General features: G+C 57.2%; 17 protein-coding genes and 1 pseudogene. 8 read left to right on the top strand and 10 right to left on the bottom strand.

Translation table 11 applies throughout. The features are described from left to right. The first annotated feature begins 346 nt into the window (after positions 1–346). The 3 genes from AC27VJ_RS13885 to AC27VJ_RS13875 all read left to right on the top strand — a co-directional run bounded on the left by AC27VJ_RS13885 (position 347) and on the right by AC27VJ_RS13875 (position 2207). Positions 347–1402 (top strand): threonine aldolase family protein, encoded by a 1056-nt coding sequence (locus tag AC27VJ_RS13885; RefSeq protein ID WP_488684525.1) that lies wholly within the window; start codon positions 347–349, stop codon positions 1400–1402. A 61-nt stretch (positions 1403–1463) separates the two neighbouring features. Then, on the top strand, positions 1464–1820 hold the full coding sequence (locus tag AC27VJ_RS13880; RefSeq protein WP_488684524.1) for a type II toxin-antitoxin system RelE/ParE family toxin: 357 nt from the start codon (positions 1464–1466) through the stop codon (positions 1818–1820). 9 nt (positions 1821–1829) lie between these two features. After that, a complete protein-coding gene (locus tag AC27VJ_RS13875; RefSeq protein WP_488684523.1) occupies positions 1830–2207 on the top strand; it encodes a helix-turn-helix domain-containing protein in 378 nt (125 codons plus the stop codon). Here AC27VJ_RS13875 and AC27VJ_RS13870 read toward each other — a convergent pair. Further along, entirely contained in the window at positions 2204–3058 is an 855-nt protein-coding gene (locus AC27VJ_RS13870) for a LysR substrate-binding domain-containing protein (RefSeq protein WP_488684522.1), read from the bottom strand. The genes AC27VJ_RS13875 and AC27VJ_RS13870 overlap by 4 nt on opposite strands. A 105-nt stretch (positions 3059–3163) precedes the next feature. Between AC27VJ_RS13870 and AC27VJ_RS13865 the strand changes: the two genes are divergently transcribed. Beyond that, positions 3164–4192 (top strand): bile acid:sodium symporter family protein, encoded by a 1029-nt coding sequence (locus AC27VJ_RS13865; protein WP_113089435.1) that lies wholly within the window; start codon positions 3164–3166, stop codon positions 4190–4192. A 30-nt stretch (positions 4193–4222) separates the two neighbouring features. Here the strand turns inward: AC27VJ_RS13865 and AC27VJ_RS13860 are convergent, their stop codons facing one another. After that, a complete protein-coding gene (locus AC27VJ_RS13860; protein WP_113089403.1) occupies positions 4223–4705 on the bottom strand; it encodes an Hsp20 family protein in 483 nt (160 codons plus the stop codon). A gap of 409 nt (positions 4706–5114) precedes the next feature. Here AC27VJ_RS13860 and AC27VJ_RS13855 point away from each other — a divergent pair, with 409 nt between their 5' ends. After that, the gene (locus tag AC27VJ_RS13855) at positions 5115–6056 is read left to right on the top strand and encodes an alpha/beta fold hydrolase (protein WP_488684521.1); all 942 of its coding nucleotides are present in this window, start codon (positions 5115–5117) and stop codon (positions 6054–6056) included. Positions 6057–6084: 28 nt separating this feature from the next. Here AC27VJ_RS13855 and msrA read toward each other — a convergent pair whose 3' ends face one another. From msrA to AC27VJ_RS13830, 5 genes are all read right to left on the bottom strand, one after another. Continuing rightward, a complete protein-coding gene (gene msrA / locus AC27VJ_RS13850) occupies positions 6085–6807 on the bottom strand; it encodes a peptide-methionine (S)-S-oxide reductase MsrA (RefSeq protein ID WP_488684520.1) in 723 nt (240 codons plus the stop codon). Between the two features lie 74 nt (positions 6808–6881). Beyond that, positions 6882–7373 carry a peptide-methionine (R)-S-oxide reductase MsrB gene (gene msrB, locus AC27VJ_RS13845; RefSeq protein ID WP_488684519.1) on the bottom strand — a complete coding sequence of 164 codons (492 nt, stop codon included), beginning with the start codon at positions 7371–7373 and terminating at the stop codon, positions 6882–6884. Positions 7374–7632: 259 nt separating this feature from the next. Then, the gene (locus AC27VJ_RS13840) at positions 7633–7890 is read right to left on the bottom strand and encodes a DUF2312 domain-containing protein (RefSeq protein ID WP_103089095.1); all 258 of its coding nucleotides are present in this window, start codon (positions 7888–7890) and stop codon (positions 7633–7635) included. A 154-nt stretch (positions 7891–8044) separates the two neighbouring features. After that, positions 8045–8350 carry a DUF1244 domain-containing protein gene (locus AC27VJ_RS13835; RefSeq protein WP_113089400.1) on the bottom strand — a complete coding sequence of 102 codons (306 nt, stop codon included), beginning with the start codon at positions 8348–8350 and terminating at the stop codon, positions 8045–8047. 13 nt (positions 8351–8363) lie between these two features. After that, positions 8364–9152 (bottom strand): N-formylglutamate amidohydrolase, encoded by a 789-nt coding sequence (locus AC27VJ_RS13830; RefSeq protein WP_488684518.1) that lies wholly within the window; start codon positions 9150–9152, stop codon positions 8364–8366. A 194-nt stretch (positions 9153–9346) separates the two neighbouring features. On the opposite strand from AC27VJ_RS13830, the gene AC27VJ_RS13825 reads away from it, so the two are divergent. Together AC27VJ_RS13825 and pyk are read left to right on the top strand one after the other, a co-directional pair. Next, positions 9347–9829, top strand: coding sequence for a DUF1036 domain-containing protein (locus AC27VJ_RS13825; protein ID WP_488684517.1), 483 nt, complete (start codon positions 9347–9349; stop codon positions 9827–9829). Continuing rightward, positions 9829–11268, top strand: a complete 1440-nt coding sequence (pyk, locus tag AC27VJ_RS13820; protein WP_488684516.1) for a pyruvate kinase — start codon at positions 9829–9831, stop codon at positions 11266–11268. Before AC27VJ_RS13825 ends, pyk begins: the two co-directional genes overlap by 1 nt. 101 nt (positions 11269–11369) lie before the next feature. Here pyk and AC27VJ_RS13815 read toward each other — a convergent pair whose 3' ends face one another. Continuing rightward, a complete protein-coding gene (locus tag AC27VJ_RS13815) occupies positions 11370–14390 on the bottom strand; it encodes an ice nucleation-like protein (protein ID WP_488684515.1) in 3021 nt (1006 codons plus the stop codon). 204 nt (positions 14391–14594) lie between these two features. Here AC27VJ_RS13815 and AC27VJ_RS13810 point away from each other — a divergent pair, with 204 nt between their 5' ends. Further along, on the top strand, positions 14595–14900 hold the full coding sequence (locus tag AC27VJ_RS13810; RefSeq protein ID WP_488684514.1) for a hypothetical protein: 306 nt from the start codon (positions 14595–14597) through the stop codon (positions 14898–14900). On the opposite strand, the gene AC27VJ_RS13805 is transcribed toward AC27VJ_RS13810, so the two are convergent. Further along, positions 14875–16755 carry a peptidoglycan L,D-endopeptidase MepK gene (locus tag AC27VJ_RS13805; protein ID WP_488684513.1) on the bottom strand — a complete coding sequence of 627 codons (1881 nt, stop codon included), beginning with the start codon at positions 16753–16755 and terminating at the stop codon, positions 14875–14877. The genes AC27VJ_RS13810 and AC27VJ_RS13805 overlap by 26 nt on opposite strands. A 207-nt stretch (positions 16756–16962) precedes the next feature. After that, positions 16963–17163, bottom strand: a pseudogene (locus tag AC27VJ_RS13800) (helix-turn-helix domain-containing protein); the annotation flags it as partial. Positions 17164–17251: the final 88 nt, after the last annotated feature.

Raw genomic sequence — 17251 nt, 5'->3', positions numbered from 1 at the left:
AGGTTGCATGGCTTCACGCAGTGAGGCGGACACTCGACCTCCCCTCCGTTTCCGACTAGAGGTTTCGCGTCCGCTTGTCAATTTAGGACAGCAATACTGTCTCAATTTCGGTTGGATTTTGACAGAAACGACCGCGCTCTGCAAGTCCACCGCACCATTTTATAAACACACAAAATGACGCTAAATGTCTCGAGCAGGAATCTTTGCGCAATTTTCTTCCAGCAAAAAGACGAAATCATTGCTTTCATTGCCTGATTTGCGTTCCCGACGATAAGGCCATAAAACGACAATCGTTTGGCACGACAGCCACTCCCGCCCATCGTCAACTCATCGAAAGTGCAGACCCATGTTTTTTGCTTCCGACAATTGGGCAGGCGCCCACCCCGCCATCAATGAGCGGCTGATGAAGGAATCCACCCGCTTTGCCGCCGCCTATGGCACTAGCGAACTGGACCGCGCCATCGAGAAGCGCTTCAACGAAATTTTCGAACGCGAAGTCGCCGTCTTCTTCGTCGGCACCGGCACGGCTGCCAACTCACTGGCCATGGCCAGCGTTGCCCGTCCCGGCGGCATCGCTTTTTGCCACTCCGAAGCCCACGTTATCGAAGACGAATGCGGGGCGCCGGTCTATTTTTCCAACGCCTCGCGCCTGATGCCTGTCGCTGGACCCAACGGCAAGATGCTGCCGAAGAACCTCGAAGCTGCCATCGGTCGCTTCCCGCCCGGCTCCATCCATCAGGGCCAGCCCATGCTGGTCACGCTGACGCAGGCGACAGAGCAAGGCACCGTGTACGAACTCGATGAAATCGACGCCATCTCGAAAATCGCCAAAAATGCCGGTGTCCCCTTGCACATGGACGGCGCACGTTTCGGCAATGCCATGATGGCGCTGGGCACAACGCCCGCCGAAATGACCTGGAAGCGCGGCGTCGATATTCTCTCCTTCGGCGCGACGAAAAACGGTTGCTGGTGCGCGGAAGCCATCGTCTACATGGACCCGAAAACGGCAGAAGACCTGCCCTTCATCCGCAAGCGTTCGGCCCAGCTTTTCTCCAAGACCCGCTTCATGGCCGCGCAATTCGATGCGTATTTCATGGACGACCTCTGGCTGGAACTGGCCGCCCACGCCAACGCCATGGCGACGCGCCTGCGCGACGGCCTGTCGGCCTCCAACAGCGCACGGCTGGCGTGGCCGACGCAATCCAACGAGCTTTTCGTGGTGCTGAACAAGGACAAGGCAAAGGCTGCCAAAGAGGCGGGTGCCAGCTTCTACGACTGGCCCGTTCCACACGACATGCCGGAACCCCTCGGCGACAACGAACAGCTCATCCGCCTCGTCACCAGCTTTGCGACGCTGGAAAATGACGTGGATGATTTCCTGCGGATTTGCGGGGCTTCGTAAAAACTCCCTTCGTCAAATTCAAATATAGGCTTGAAGTTATATAATTTGAAAGTTATATTTCATGACGTGGCGTGTGGAATTTGACGAGGATTTCGCGAACGAGTTCGGCGCATTCGAAGCGGAGGTGAAAATCGAGCTTCGTGCGCAGGTGAATGTTTTAAAAATCCATGGCCCCTCCTATGGGCGGCCACGGGTCGATACATTGAAAGGCTCCAAACACGCCAATATGAAGGAATTGCGGTTCGATGCTGCAGACGGCGTCTGGAGAGTTGCCTTTGCTTTCGATCCATCCCGAAACGCCGTTTTTCTCGTGGCCGGAGACAAATCCGGCGTCAGCGAGCGGCGTTTCTATAAAAAGCTGATCAAGACAGCCGATATGCGTTTCGACGCGCATTTGCAGCGGCTGAAAAAAGAGTGAGAAAAGGCTATGCCCATTTCCGCAGACGACGTTTTCAACGCGACCATGTCACCCGATGAGATCGAAGCTTCAGACCGCCGGACGCGGGAACTGCTCGACGAATACGATACCTTGCAAAAACTGCGCAAGGCGCGCGCGCTGACCCAGGAAACCGTCGCCAAGAAGATGGGAACCAAGCAAGTGTCCGTCGCACAGTTGGAAAAGCGCTCCGACCTTCTGCTGTCCACCCTGCGCGGGTATGTGCGCGCACTCGGCGGCGAGTTGGACCTTGTTATCCGTTTTGAAGGACACGACCCTGTCGTGCTGGCCGGTTTTGGAGAGGACAGTGAGACGCCATCGACGGAAAAACGTCCCCGCAAACGTCCATCATCTGCCACAGCAGCTTAAACGCCCGGCACCATGCCCTTCGCCATGACCAGCTTCGACAGCGCCTCGACCAGTTCCGCATCCGCGCCTTTCCTGGGCTGAAGCACGAACTCCACATCTTCCAACACCGGCAGCGCGCCCTTGGGCAGTTCGCGCAATCCCGAAGGCGCCATGCTGCGCGGCTGCACGAGAACGCCCATCCCCGCGCGCGCGGCGGCAGTCAAACCGCTGAGGCTGGCGCAGGTGCAGACGATGCGCCAGGCGACACCGGCGCGGTCGAGCGCCTCTTGAGCTGCCTTGCGGGTGATGCTGGGCGGTGGGAAGGCGATGAGTGGCAGGGCGTTTTCGCGGGACAGCACGGCATCCGGGTCTTTTGCCAGCCACACCAGAGGTTCGCGATAGAGGAAGTGGCCGAGCTGGTCGCCCAGCCGCCGTTTGGCCAGCACCACATCCAGCTCGCCATTGTCCTGCATTTCGTAGAGAGAGCCGCTCAGCGCCACCGTCAGCTCCAGATCGACCAGCGGATAGAGCCGTGTGAACTCTTCCAGAATAACCGTGAGGCGGCTTGCGACGAAATCTTCGGAGACGCCGAGACGCAGACGGCCACGCAGCCTACTTTCCCCGAAAAGGGCTGAGACCTTGTTGTTGATATCCAGCATGTTGCGGGCATACCCCAGCAGCGCCTCGCCCTCCGGTGTCAGGCGAACACGGTGGGTGTCACGCGCGATCAATCGCTGACCGAGAAAGGCCTCCAGCCGCTGAATATGCTGGCTGAGCGTCGATTGGCCGATGCCCAACCGCTCGGCGGCATGGGTGAAACTCATGGTCTGTTCCAGCGTTACGAAGCTGGCAAGGTGCTGAAGATTGAGCATCGTTATCTCACATTGTGATAACTGTTAGTTTTTGCATCTCATTTCATGATGAGCGATACTGCACGCCAGTTCAATACAAAACCGGAAAAACGAAAGCACGCCGCCATGAGCCGCTTCCTGCCCGATCGCTTCACCATGATGCTGGTCGCCACCGTTATTATCGCTTCGCTCCTGCCTGTCAGCGGGCAAGCCGCCGATTACTTCGGCATCGCCACCAAATGTGCAATTGCGCTTCTGTTCTTTTTGCATGGCGCAAGGCTATCTCGGGATGTGGTGATTGCAGGTGTTCTGCACTGGCGTCTGCATCTGGTCATTCTGCTGGTCACCTTCGGCCTGTTTCCGCTGATCGGAGTCGGCCTGGGTTACATTCCGCAGAGCATTCTGCCTGCCCCGCTTTACATGGGTGTGTTGTTTCTGTGCGTGCTGCCATCCACCGTGCAGTCTTCCATCGCTTTCACTTCCATGGCGGGCGGAAATGTTCCGGCGGCGATTTGCGCGGCGTCGGCATCGAATATTTTCGGCATGTTTTTGACGCCGCTGCTCGTTGGCTTTCTGTTTACAGTCGGCGGCCATGGCGGCGGATTTTCACTGGATGCCTTTGCGCAAATCTTCCTGCAATTGCTGCTGCCCTTCATTCTGGGTCAGGCCTTGCAGCCATGGATCGGCGACTGGATTCGTGCGCGCAAAAAGCTACTGGCACCGGTTGATCGCGGCTCTATCCTGATGGTCGTCTATCTGGCTTTCAGTGAAGCAGTCATCGAAGGCATCTGGCACCAGTTTACGCTGCGCGACATCGGCGTTGTCATCGGCATCGACATGGCCCTGCTCATCCTCGTCCTGTGCATCACCATGTTCGGCAGCCGTCTCGTCGGCTTCAAGAAGGAAGACGAAATTACCATCACCTTCTGTGGCTCCAAGAAAAGCCTGGCGAGTGGCGTGCCCATGGCAGGTGCCATTTTTGCAGGCCAGAGCATTGGTGCCATCGTGCTGCCGCTGATGCTGTTTCACCAGATACAGTTGATGGCCTGCGCCGTGATTGCGCAGCGTTATGCGAACAAAGCCAAAGACATCGAAACGAAGAAAGCCGCCGAGATCGCACTGGCATCGGAACAAACAAAAACGGCCCTGCAATGAGGGCCGTTTCGTCAGGCTATGCCGGAGGGCTTAGTTGACCTGAGCAGGCGTTACCTGCGCTTCGATCTGCTTTGGCTCGTCCGTCACGTCTGAAACAATCGCAATGCGGCGCGGTTTCATGGCTTCGGGAATGTTGCGCAGAAGATCGATGTGCAGCAGGCCGTTCTTCAGCGAAGCGTTCTGCACCTCTACGTGGTCGGCAAGCTGGAAGCGGCGCTCGAAGGCGCGCTTGGCAATGCCGCGATAGAGGAATTCGCCTTCGCTTTCCTTGGTCTCATCAGCCTTTTCAGCCTTGACGGTCAGAACATTGGCGCGGGATTCGATGCTGAGTTCGTTTTCATCGAAACCGGCCACCGCCATGGTGATGCGGTAGGCGTTCTCGCCGGTGCGCTCTATGTTATAGGGCGGGTAGGCTTGTGCCTGTTCGGGCTGGCCAAGGCCATCGAGCATGGAGAAGAGACGGTCGAAACCGACCGTGGAGCGGTAGAGTGGGGAAAAATCAACGTGACGCATGGTGTCCTCCTTATGAGCGACTGTTTGCGGTTATGGCCCTCACCCCGTACTGGCGATGAGTGGCCGGACACGGTCCCGTTCTGGCGACCGTGACAAAGAGATGGGAAGGCATTTGGGCAAGTTCAAGAGTTTTAGCGACCCGGAATGCGCCTGAACGACAACTGAACGAATGGTTCTGAAATCGTTCAGTTTGGCGGCGATATGAATCGACACATCGGAGGCCATCTCCGGCGGCAGAAGTGTAACGTCCCTTCTTCTTCTGTCATCTTCGCCGGAACCGCGACTGCTAAGCCCGACGGTTCCGGCAATTTTTCCTTCGACGTGCCAAGACTTTTCCTTTGACGAGTGAGGACGCGCAACTTATCCCGTTCTGAACCATCTCGTCAGTGCCAAGTCGGAAACCCCATCCATGACCGAAGCCATATTATACGCGACCAAGGGCAACCCCGTGCCCGAGAACCATATCGCGGGCTATTTCACCGGTCATAAAAACAAAAAGCTGCGTTACGCGATTTTCCGCTCCAGTCATTCCGTGGCACGCGGCACCATCGTATTGCTGCATGGCCGCAACGAATGCATCGAAAAATATTTCGAGACCATCAACGATCTGACAGCCAAGGGCTTCTGGGTCGCGACCTTCGACACGCGCGGACAGGGCGGATCGGACCGGATGCTGAAAAAAGCCCATGCGGGCTATGTTCGGCGCTTCTCGGATTATCAGAAGGATGTTTCGCTGTTTCTGGAACAGGTCGTCCTGCCGGACACGCGCCTGCCCTTCTTTTTGCTGGCCCATTCCACCGGCGGGCTTGCCGCCCTTTCCATGGGGCCAGCGCTGTCCAACCGCATCGAGCGCATGGTGCTGAGCGCGCCCTTCATCACGTTGGGCGGGCAATCCCTGCCCAGCTGGTTCATCAAGCTCGTCGCGACATCGCTGAGCCTGATCGGTCTCGGCGGCGTTCAACTCGGCAAGGACCAGCGCGAACGGTCTTTCGATGACAATCCGCTGACATCCGACCCTGCCCGCTTTGCCCGCAATCTCGCAATCGGCACAGAGCATCCGGAACTTTTCATCGGTGCGCCGACGGCACGCTGGCTGTTCGAAGTGCTGAAAACAATGCCCTGGGTCACGAAACAGGACCATCTGACCAACATCACCGTGCCGACCCTGCTTCTGGCACCCATGCGCGATTCACTGACGCCCTATGCGGCGCAGGAGCAATTATCGCGAAATTTCCGTGCGGCACAACTCATCCCGGTCACAGGCGCACGGCACGAGCTCTTTCTGGAGCGCGATGTCTATCGCAACCAGGCCCTGGCCGCGATAGACGCTTTCTTTGCGCCGGAAGCTTAAGAGTGCGGGCTGGCGCCCGGCACATCGGTCAGTTTCCAATGCCTGCCTTGGCAACCAGAACCGGCTGCGCACGGTAATCTGCCGCAAACATCTTCTTCAGATTTTCGATCTTCGGCAGGTCGTTATAGACGATATAGGGATAGGTCGGATTGCTGGTCAGAAAATCCTGATGATAGCCTTCCGCAGGATAGAACGGCTTGTTCGGCTCTATCGTCGTGACAATGGGCGCATTGTAGATATGCGCCTTGTTCAGCTGCTCGATATAGGCCTTGGCCACACGCGCCTGCTCAGCATCGGTTGGAAACAGTGTCGAGCGGTATTGCGTCCCGGTGTCAGGCCCCTGCCGGTTCAGTTCCGTCGGGTCATGCGCCACCGAAAAATAGATTTGCAGCAGATGACCGTAGCTCACTTTGCGCGGATCAAAGGTAACCTTGACGGATTCCGCATGGCCGGTCTTGCCGCCGCTCACGGTCTCGTAACTGGCGGTATCCTTTGCGCCGCCCGCATAACCCGAAACGGCGTTCTCTACGCCCGCAACATGCTGGAACACGCCCTGCACGCCCCAGAAACAGCCACCGGCAAATATGGCCGTTTCCGTTGCTGCTGAACTTTTCTCATCCACCGCAGGCGCGGGGATTTTAAGCCCTTCCTGCGCGGATGCGATGTTGGTGGAAGATGCCAGCGCAGCGACAATCAGGCCAGCCCCGGCAAACGTTCTCACTGACTTGGATAGTGGAAATGCTCTGCGCATAACGGCCTCCTCAACCGGTGTGGAATGCATGACTGGAAGCCAGCATTCAAAAAAATCTGATGATAACCAGCGCATCAAGCGGAGGCTGGCCTGAATGTCATGGCAACGCCATTCATGCAGTATCTCAACCCTGTCGGCTTTGGCCCGTCGTTAAACACATGGCCCTGATGCCCGCCGCATTTGCCGCAGTGGACCTCCACCCGCTCCATGCCCAGCGATGCATCGCGTGTGGTGCCGACAGCATTGTCGAGAGGCTTCCAGAAACTCGGCCAGCCGGTTCCGCTTTCGAATTTAGTGTCGGATGAAAACAGCGCCTGATCGCAGGCGGCGCATAAAAACGTACCTTTGCGATGTTCCGCCAGCAACGGGCTGCTGCCCGGAAATTCCGTTCCCTCCTGCCGCAGCACGTTGAACTGCGCAGGCGTCAGCAGCTTGCGCCACTCACTGTCCGTATGGGTAACGGCAAAACTCTTGGACGATGCAGCCAGAATGGGTCGAACACCGCCAGAAAGATAACCCGCTGTAAAGACCGCCGCACCGGCCACAAGAAAATCGCGCCTGTCCATAATCATCACCTCCGCTTTGAAAATCGCGTCATGGTGACTCTTACGTGCCGGGGAGGATTAAGTTTCAGCTGGAACAAGCTTGCCGAGCCCGATTGGGTGACAAAAGCTTGAGGATCCGATCACATATCGGTGTTCACCTGAAGAAGACCAGACGCAAGCAGATTGCTGCGGTCAGCCCTGTCGCGAAGCGAAGGCATAAGGCTGGCGGCAGGGTTGCGGCCGCCAGCGATGTTCAAAGCGACAAAAGGACGAGTGCTCGTCACTCCATGCCAAGTGCAGCCATGTAGGTCTGCAGAATCGTTTCTTCTTCGATACGCTCGTTGGCGTCCTTCTTGCGCAGACGGATGATGGTGCGGATGGCCTTGGTGTCGTAGCCACGGCCCTTGGCTTCGCCCATCACGTCCTTGATGTCGCCCGAAATCGCGGCCTTTTCTTCTTCGAGACGCTCGATGCGCTCGATAAACTGGCGCAGTTCGGCGGCGGCAACGGTTTCGGTTGTGGCTGTTTCGTCCATTATCTTTTCCTTCACGGGTGGGGCTCTTTTACAAGGAGCCTCATGATTCAAAACTGGTGGAGGCCGAAGCCCGTAGCCGCACAGGCAGCCTAATTTTTCAGGATGGTGAACTGCCCGCCCAAAGCCGCCGCGTCAAGCCGTTTCCGATCTTGCGACCTTATTCCTTGGGCTTGTTTTGCTCGAATGCGACTTTCTGGGCATCGCTCGCTTCGCTTTGATGCAGATTTTTCCACACATCATAGGGCATTCCATAGACCATCTCGCGGGCGGCATCCTTGCTGATCTCGTGGCCCGCATCCTTTGCCGCATCCGCATACCAGTTGGACAGGCAGTTGCGGCAAAAACCGGCAAGGTTCATCAGGTCGATGTTCTGCACATCGCTACGCTCGCGCAAGTGCTTGAGCAGCCTGCGAAAAGCCGCTGCTTCCAACTCTGTCTTGTTGATATCGCCAACTTCGCTCATCGTACTCTCCGCTCTAGTAAGGTCCGGTCCGCGAGGCGAACTGCTGGTATTGGTGCAGTGTGGGATCATCATTCATTGCGGCAAAAATGGGAGCAAGGCGCTGCGCCCAGTCGGCAATCCCGGCCTCATCGCCGATCAGATCCTGCCGCACTTCCAGAAGTGCATGGGGAATGCCCTTGACCATGCAATGACGATACATGGTGTCGCCCTTGAGCGCTCCGTCATAGGGTTCATTATCCCCCACCAGAATGTCGCCCGCGGCCCGCAAGCGCCCAATCAGGGGCGTCACGGCGCGGTGGTCGGTGTCCCACAAAACCGCCGCATGCCAAGGGCGGGGCACGTCTTTCCAGAACGGTGTGTAGGAATGCAGCGAAAAGACCAGCGGCGCCTGGCCTGATTTATCGGCCACCTTGTCCAACACCGACCCCACGGCATTGTGATAAGGCCTGTGGAAGGTCCTCAGCCGCAAATCCCACTCGTCTTGGGTGATGGGATGATTGCCGGGAACGATCGCGCCATCGGAAATCTTCATAATGAGAGTGGGATCGTCCTCCCCACGATTGGGATCGATCAGCAAGCGGGAGAACCGGCTCATCACCGCTGGCACGCGCAATTGCGCGGCAAGCTTTCGCGTCAGGCCTTCAATGCCGATGTCGAAAGCGATGTGACGCTGAAAAGCGGCTTGCGGCAAGCCGAGATTACCGTAAGCTTGGGGCAGAAGGTTCGTGGCGTGATCTGCAAGCAGAACCATGCCTTTGTCATAATCGCCTTCTATGATTTCGTATGGCTGGAAGTCTGACATGTTTGATTTCTAAGGCCGATAAGGGAGAGACGCTTGATGGCATGGCTCGCCGCCACGCGCAAGTTAAGACGGCATCACAGCCACTCACAGCACCGCACACGGGATCCTACGGAAATATAATCGATTGAAGTCGCGTTGACTTTCTTGGGCGTCCGCGCCAAGAAGTGTTTTCATTTTATAACCATGGAATCCGGATGGAAGCCGTGCCACACACATTCTCCGCCCTCCTTGAAAAACACCGGCGCGCGTTACGCTTTTTCTCCGCAGCCGCCCTGTTCACCGCCCCGCTTCTTCTTGCAGAACCGGCTCTGGCGGATTTCCGCGTTTGCAACAGCACGCAGAACCTCGTCGGCGTCGCCATTGGCTACCGTGCGCAGGATGGCTGGGTTTCGGAAGGCTGGTGGCAGGTTCCTGCCTCCACCTGCGCCACTCTGATCGAGGGTGAGCTTCAGTCGCGCTATTATTATCTCTACGCCGAAGATGCCGCCCGTGGCGGCCGCTGGACCGGCGACGTCAACATGTGCGTCGCGGAAAACGAGTTCAAGATCAACGGCGTGGACGATTGTTATGCCCGTAGTTTCCAGCGAATGGGTTTCAAGGAATACGATACGGGTCGACAGGGAAGCTGGATGGTCCAGCTTTCGGACACGCCAGGTACACAGGAAAGTCAGAACTGATGAAGCGTAATCGCAAAGTCAAAATCCTTGCAACTCTCGGCCCGGCATCATCCGACGAGGCAATGATCGAGAAGCTCCATCTGGCTGGCGCCGATCTTTTCCGCATCAATATGAGCCATGCCAGCCACGACCTGATGCGCACGCTGATCCAGCGCATTCGCTCGGTCGAAAGCCGCGTTGGCCGTCCCATCGGCATTCTGGCCGACCTTCAGGGCCCCAAGCTTCGCGTCGGCAAGTTCGCAGACACCAAGGTCGATCTCGTCGCAGGTCAGACCTTTACACTCGACAACAATGAAGCACCGGGCGACAAGAACCGCGTCTTCCTGCCGCATCCAGAAATTCTCGAAGCCGTAAAGCCGGGCGACCGCCTGCTTATCGACGATGGCAAGCTGCATCTGCGCGCTGAAAAATGCGACGGCAAGAGCATCGTGACAACCGTCGTGTCCGGCACCAAGATTTCCGACCGCAAGGGCATCAGCCTTCCCGATACCCTTCTCGGCGTTGGTGTTCTGACGGACAAGGACCGCGTCGATCTGGATGCCGTTCTGGCAACTGATGATGTCGATTGGGTCGCGCTCTCCTTCGTGCAGCGCCCGGAAGATCTGGTGGAAGTGCGTAAGATCGCCGGTAATCGCGTTGGCCTCATGTCCAAGATCGAAAAGCCGCAGGCTGTCGAGCGCATCGAGGAAATCATCGCCCTTTCCGACGCGCTGATGGTGGCCCGTGGCGACCTTGGCGTTGAAATGCCGCTGGAAGCCGTTCCTGGCATTCAAAAGCAGTTGACCCGCGCTTGTCGCAGAGCCGGCAAGCCAGTCGTCGTTGCCACGCAGATGCTGGAATCGATGATTTCCGCAGCCGTGCCCACACGCGCCGAAGTCTCCGACGTGGCAACCGCCGTGTTCGAAGGCGCTGACGCCATCATGCTCTCTGCCGAATCCGCTTCCGGCGACTATCCGGTCGAAGCCGTCTCCACCATGGCCTCGATTGCCAGCACGGTTGAGCAGGACCCGCATTACTCCAGCATTATCTACGCGCAGCGCGCCCAGCCGGAAGCAACGGGTGCCGACGCCATTTCGCTGGCAGCACGCCAGATTGCCGAAACGCTCGGCCTGTCTGCCATCGTCACCTACACGTCCTCCGGCACCACCGGTCTGCGTGCCGCCCGTGAGCGGCCACAGGTTCCAATCATCGCGCTGTCGCCGATCATCCAGACGGCCCGTCGCCTTTCCGTGGTCTGGGGCCTGCACTGTGTCGTCACTGGCGACGCAAGCGATCTGGACGACATGGTCAACCGCGCCTGCCGCATCGTGGTGGACGAAGGTTTCGGCAAACCCGGCAACCGCATTATCATATCCGCCGGTGTTCCACTCGGCACACCCGGCGCGACCAACATGGTCCGCATCGCCTATATCGGATCTGACGGCCAGAGTGGCGTTTAAAAGGAAACGGCAGCAAAGCATGTCTTCGCTGCCGCTTTTCAAAGCTCAACAAAAACGGCGCAGCATCGGCTGCGCCTTTTTTGTTTTACCGATGAGGCCGACTAGACGTCCTGATAGGCCATGACGACGATGTTCACCTGAGCAGAACTCATGGCCTGAATCTGCGCTGTTGAGAAGGCTTTGATATGAGTGTCGGAAAGATCGGCCAGTGCGGAGGTCGCCAGACCAGAAATCGAAGCTTTCTTGATCGAGGCGATCTCCGATGTGGTGAAGGAGTTGAGTTCGCTTCCATCCAGTGTTGCAACCTGCTTGGCGCTCAATGATGCAACCTGCGTCTGGCTCAGCGCTTCAATACTCTCTGGGCTCAATGCGTTGAACTGCTCCGGCGTCAGTGCGGCGAGCTGTTTCGTGGTCATGGCATTGAGACGAGCGCTGTCGAGATTGGCAATCGTCTCGGTCGAGAGGCTGGCGAGCTGCCTGGTTCCCAAAGCAGCGAACTGCTGGGGTGTCAGCGCTGAAAACTGGCTCGGAGTCAGCGCCTTTACCTGCGTTGATGACAGACCAGCGATCTGTGTGGTCGTCATCGCCGTAAGCAAATCTTCCGAAAGGCCGGCAATGGTAGAGGTCGTCAAACCACTGATCGCATCTTTTTTCAGCGCTGCAATTTCTTCGCCGGTAAAGCTGTTCAGCTCTTCTGCAGACAATGTCGCAGTCTGCTTACCGGTCAATCCGGCCACCTGTCTCCTATCGAGAGCTTCGATACTGCCGAGGTTCATCGCTTGAAACTGGGTTGTCGACAAAGCTTTGATTTGCGTTGTGGTAAAAGCTGCAACGTCGTCGCCGTCCAGGCTTGCAATGACCGTTGTCGAAAGACCGGAGATTTGTTTTGCCGTCATGGCAGAAAACTGATTTGGCTCCAGCGCCGCAAACTGAGACGAGCTGAGAGCCTGCAACTGCTGCGCCGACAGGGCCGAAATCTGCGTCGGTTTTAGCGAAGCGAGCCTGTCATTGCTCAGACCCGCAAGCGCGCTGGTCGTCAAGCCTGTAATTGCAGACTTGCTCAATGACGCGATCTCTTCAAGGGTAAAGGTGTTCAGCTCGTCCGCGCTCAACGCAGCAACCTGCTGCGATTTCAGTCCTGCCACCTGCTTGGTTGTCAGACCTTCGATACCTGCGGAGGTAAGGGCATCAAACTGTGCACTCGTCAAAGCCGCGATCTGCTTCGCCGTTAGGGCAGCCACTTGATCGCCGTCGAGATTGGCGATGGTGGAAGTCGCCAAACCAGCAATCTGTTTCGCTGTCAGGGCAGCAAACTGGCTGGGTTCCAGCGCCGCGAGTTGATCCGAACTGAGCGCTTTCACCTGTTCCGTTGACAAGGCGGCAACCTGCGTCGTGGTCAACGCAGCAATCCGGTTTGTGCTCAGACCGGCAAGCGCAGACGTTGTCAGACCGATGATGGAAGACTTGCTCAGAGACGCAATTTCCTCAACGGTGAAAGTATTCAGCTCATTAGCATCCAGCGTCGCGACCTGCTGTGATTTTAGCCCTGCGACCTGCTTGCTCGTCAGGCCTTCGATGCTGCTGGACGTCAAGGCGCTAAACTGCGTGGTCGTCAACGCGCCTATCTGCTTTGTCGTCAGGGCAGAGAGCTTGGAACTGCTCAGATTGGCCATGGCTTCGGTGGAAAGCCCGGTAATCTGTTTGATCGTCATCGCCGCGAATTGATTGGGTTCCAAGGCCGCGAGTTGAGCAGAATTCAGCACCTTCATCTGATCCGACGACAAGGACGCGACTTGGCTCGTGGTGAGCGCCGCAATCCTGTCCGTGGTCAGCCCCGCAAGCGCAGTCGTGGAAATGCCGGTAATCGACGTCTTTTTGATGGCGGCAATTTCCTCGACGGTGAAGGTGTTCAGCTCGTCAGCGGTCAAGGTCGCGATCTGCGGCGATTTAAGCCCCGCGACCTGCTTGGTCGTCAAACCTTCGATACCGGTGGTCGTCAGGGCTTCAAACTGCGTGGTTGTCAGCGAGGCGATCTGCCTCGACGTCAGGCCCCCCACTTGAGAACTGTCAAGATTTGCGATGGCGTTGGTCGAGAGACCAGAGATCTGCTTGGCCGTCATCGCTGCGAACTGACCAGGTTCCAAGGCTGCTAGCTGATCCGAACTGAGCACCTTCATCTGATCCGACGACAACATCGCGACCTGTGACGTCGTTAAATACGCGATCTTATCGGTGGCAAGGCCAGCAAGGGTCGACGTCGTCAGCCCGGAAATCACTGTCTTCTTAATCGATGCAATTTCTTCGCCGGTAAAGCTGTTGAGTTCATCAGCCGTGAGCGTTGCCACCTGCTTGGACGTCAGCCCCATGACCTGTGTCTTTGTCAAGCCCTCAAGGCTGGTCGAGGTCAGGGCGTTGAACTGTTCCAACGAAAGGGCGGAGACCTGTTTGGTGGTCATGGCCGCAAGCTTGTCGCTGCTGAGAGAAGCGATCGCCTGTGATGACAGGCCGGAAAGCTGCTTTGTCGTCAGGGCGGCAAACTGGGTTGGCGTCAGTGCGGAAAGTTGGTCGGAGGTCAGCGCCTTTATTTGATTCGAAGAGAAAGCCGCGATTTGAGTTGTGGTAAAAGCAGTGATCTTATCTGTCGCAAGACCTGCGAGCGACGATGTCAGCAAGCCGGACAGCGATGTCTTTTTGATGGAGGCGATTTCGCCCGCAGTGAAGCTGTTGAGTTCAGCTGCCGACAACGTCGCGACTTGCTGGCTCGAAAGCGCAGAAACCTGTTTACTGTCCAAAGCCTCGATCAGCGACGATGAAAATCCGTCGAGCTGGCTTGCATAAAGCGCCTTGACCTGGCTGGTCGTCAGACCGGAAACCTGCGTGGTGCCAATTGCAGTCAGTTGGTTCAGCGTTAATCCTGTGATCGATTTCGGCGCAATAGCACTGATCACTTTCGCACTCAGTGCAGAAACGACGCCCGTGTCGAGCGCGCTTACCTGGCTGGCCGACAGGACCTTGATTTGCGAAGACTTCAGCTCTTCCAGATCATTCTTTGTCAACGAGGCGATTGTGGAGTTCGGAAGCTGGGCAATCTGCTTCGTCGGAAGATTGGCAATTGAGGTCATGGGCGCGCGACACCGTCAAATACAAGATCGATGTTCACCCAACGAAGCCATATCGACACCATACCCCACCGCAGACATCGGTAAAAGCCAATCGATACGAAGTGCCTGACAAAACCGGAAAAAGGCAAAGTCAGACAAACGTCACGCAAACAGCGAATTTAAAGGGAACATGGCTCGCGAGAACCGGCGCAATGAAAAAGCTTCATGCGTACAGTGCTGATTTCAAACACTGCCTTGCGCCATGGACAACATATGCGTCATCAAAATGCGGTCTTTTACGCGAAACTATCGGACTACATGAGTATACAAACTGCTTCGCAAAGTAACAGCATCAATATTGCGCGTCAAGATAATGATCTCGTCATTATTCAATCAGCAGCTTCATGCGCAAAAAATTCTACTCAGCCAAAACAAAAATTGCGCCCTCGTCTTTTGAGGACGGGGCGCGATAATTATGAAAACAAAAGCGTGGTCAATGCCCGCCTTAGTGCATCTTTATTGGCGTGCTGAAGCGGCTGGAGTCGATTGCGGCAGCGCCCGGGCGGAAGCTTGCGGTCGCGGCAGAAGCCGACATGTCGTGGCTGAGCATACGGTTGTTGACGACGCGAGGCGCCTTGACTGCACGGCCCGTTGCACCCTTGTCCTGGCTCAAAGCCCAGTCAGAGATTGCTTCCTGCGTCAGACGACCACCGCTAACCATGGCTTTTTCGGCAACGGCTGCATCCTGCTTGCTTGGACGCGCACCCTTGGTGGGCAGACCGGCGCTGAGACCGCTACTCGCGGCGCGCGGCTTGAGATCGAATGCATCGCCAACCGGCTCATCCTGCATGGCGGCAGATGGTGAGGCCATGGCTGTTTCAACAGGTTTCGTGGCCGGACGGGCAGAGGCGCTGTGGCTGATCGAAGCCGGGAACTGCGCAGCACTTGGCATGGCAGTTGCTGTCAAGGAGGCACGGGCATCCTGGCCGCTCTGCTCGAGTGCAGCGACAACCACCGGCGAAAGTGTTGCCTGTTCGGCTTCGTCTTCCTGACCTTCGACATCCGAATTGGCAGAAGCAAGCAAGGCTTCGGCAACGGCTGGGCGATTGGCAGGGACCGGCACATGTGCGGCAAGTGCGTCGCCCGGCATGTCTTCAGAGCCCAGGGCAGCCGTCATGACCGACCCATCCGCATCACCCTTCATACGGCGCGGCCCAAGCAGGGTCGGCACGGGAATGGAATATTGCGCCAGATCGGCAAATTGCTGTTCTGCGGGTGCCGCAGTCGGCGTTGGCGTGGTGGCTGCCTGAAGCGCATCCTGCGCAGCATTGCGCGCTGGAGAATAAAGCGCCGTTGCAAGGCCGTTCGGATTTTCCTGATCGCGGAAGGCCGGGCGTGCCGTTGGCAACGGTGCGCTTACGCCGGGCAGAGGCTGGGCAGAGGCCACCGCAACTGGGGCTTCTTCCGGTTCCTGCGCCACAGGGGCAGGAGCGGAAGGCCGGGCTGCGGGTTCTGGCGATGCAATGCCTTCGGCATCTTCATCCTCATCCCCACCGCCAAACAGGGTTGCCAGCAAAGTCTTGCGCTTGCCACCGCCTGAAGAAGAGGATGCAGGGCCTGAACCGGCGGTGCTGGCGACCTGAATGGAAGAAGAGCTGACGCGCTTCTTGTAGTCCGCCAGCGCTTGGTCATAGCCCGGCAGAGGCTTGCCATCGGCGGGCAGATGAATGGTGTTGCCATTCGGGAAAATACGCACGAGTTCCTGACGGCTCATACGCGGCCAGGCACGCACATTGCCCACATCGAGGTGGACGAAGGGAGAACCGGATGTTGGGTAGAAACCAACGCCGCCGATCTGCATCTGCATGGCGATTTCGCGCAGACGTGTCAGCTTGACGCCGGGAATGTAGAAGTCCATGGCCTTGCCCAGCGTGTGCTGGCTGCTCTTGGCCACACCCTTGGTGCGAGAGCGCAGCATGCCGTTGGTTTCCGGCGAGCGGAAAGCCGAGACGACGTTGATATATTCGTTTGCGCCGGAACGGCGATAGACTTCCCACACCAGATCGAACAGACGCGGGTCCATCTTGGTCGGCTGGTTGCGACGCCAGTCACGCAAAAAGCGGTTCAGCTCCTGCAGACCCTTCTGGTCGTACTTGCCGTTTCGCTTGAATGTGATGACGGCTTTTTCTTTGGTATGGATATAATAGAGCTTGAGACTACGTGTTTCGGCGGCAGCTTCCGTCGCCGAAACGCCAAGAGCGGGCATGGCGGCCATCAGCAGGCACACGCAAGTGACAACGCGTGCCGACAGCTTCGTGCATACATTTCTGATCAAGCCGCGCGCTATCTTGCCCGAGAGCGCGATATTCCGATGCAGATAAGGCAATTTGATCCCCGCCTGGCAGACAATTCGTCAGATTGTCCCACATGAACCTCAATTACGGTCACACGATGGCAATTTTGCCACACATGGACATTCATCCTCTATATAGTGAACGCTCCACTAACAAGAGGTTTATAGACCGTAAGTGAATATCCTTGCCCAGGAGTTAACAAATATCGTATTTGCTAATCTAAGCCGGTAACGCCAGCCTTATGCGGCGTCGCGCAGCGGATCATCGGGATCAATGCCATAATCCTTCAACTTACGGTATAGTGTGGAGCGTCCGATCCCCAGTTTACGGGCCACCTGGCTCATCTGGCCGCGGTAAAAGCGCAGGGCAAAACGGATCAGCTCTTCTTCTATATCCGCGATCTTTCGGACATCGCCGCTTTCATCCGTGCTGGCAATCAGGCTGCCGCCCGGAAAGACGGAGGTGGGTGAACGCTCTTCTTCACTGGCCATGGCTTCCATCACCGACATAATGTCTGCTGCACTGCTT

The sequence above is a fragment of the Agrobacterium sp. 20P9.1.2 genome (assembly GCF_057799395.1).
The sequence above is the reverse complement of the archived record's forward strand: the minus strand, read 5'-3'. Positions and strand labels throughout refer to the sequence as shown.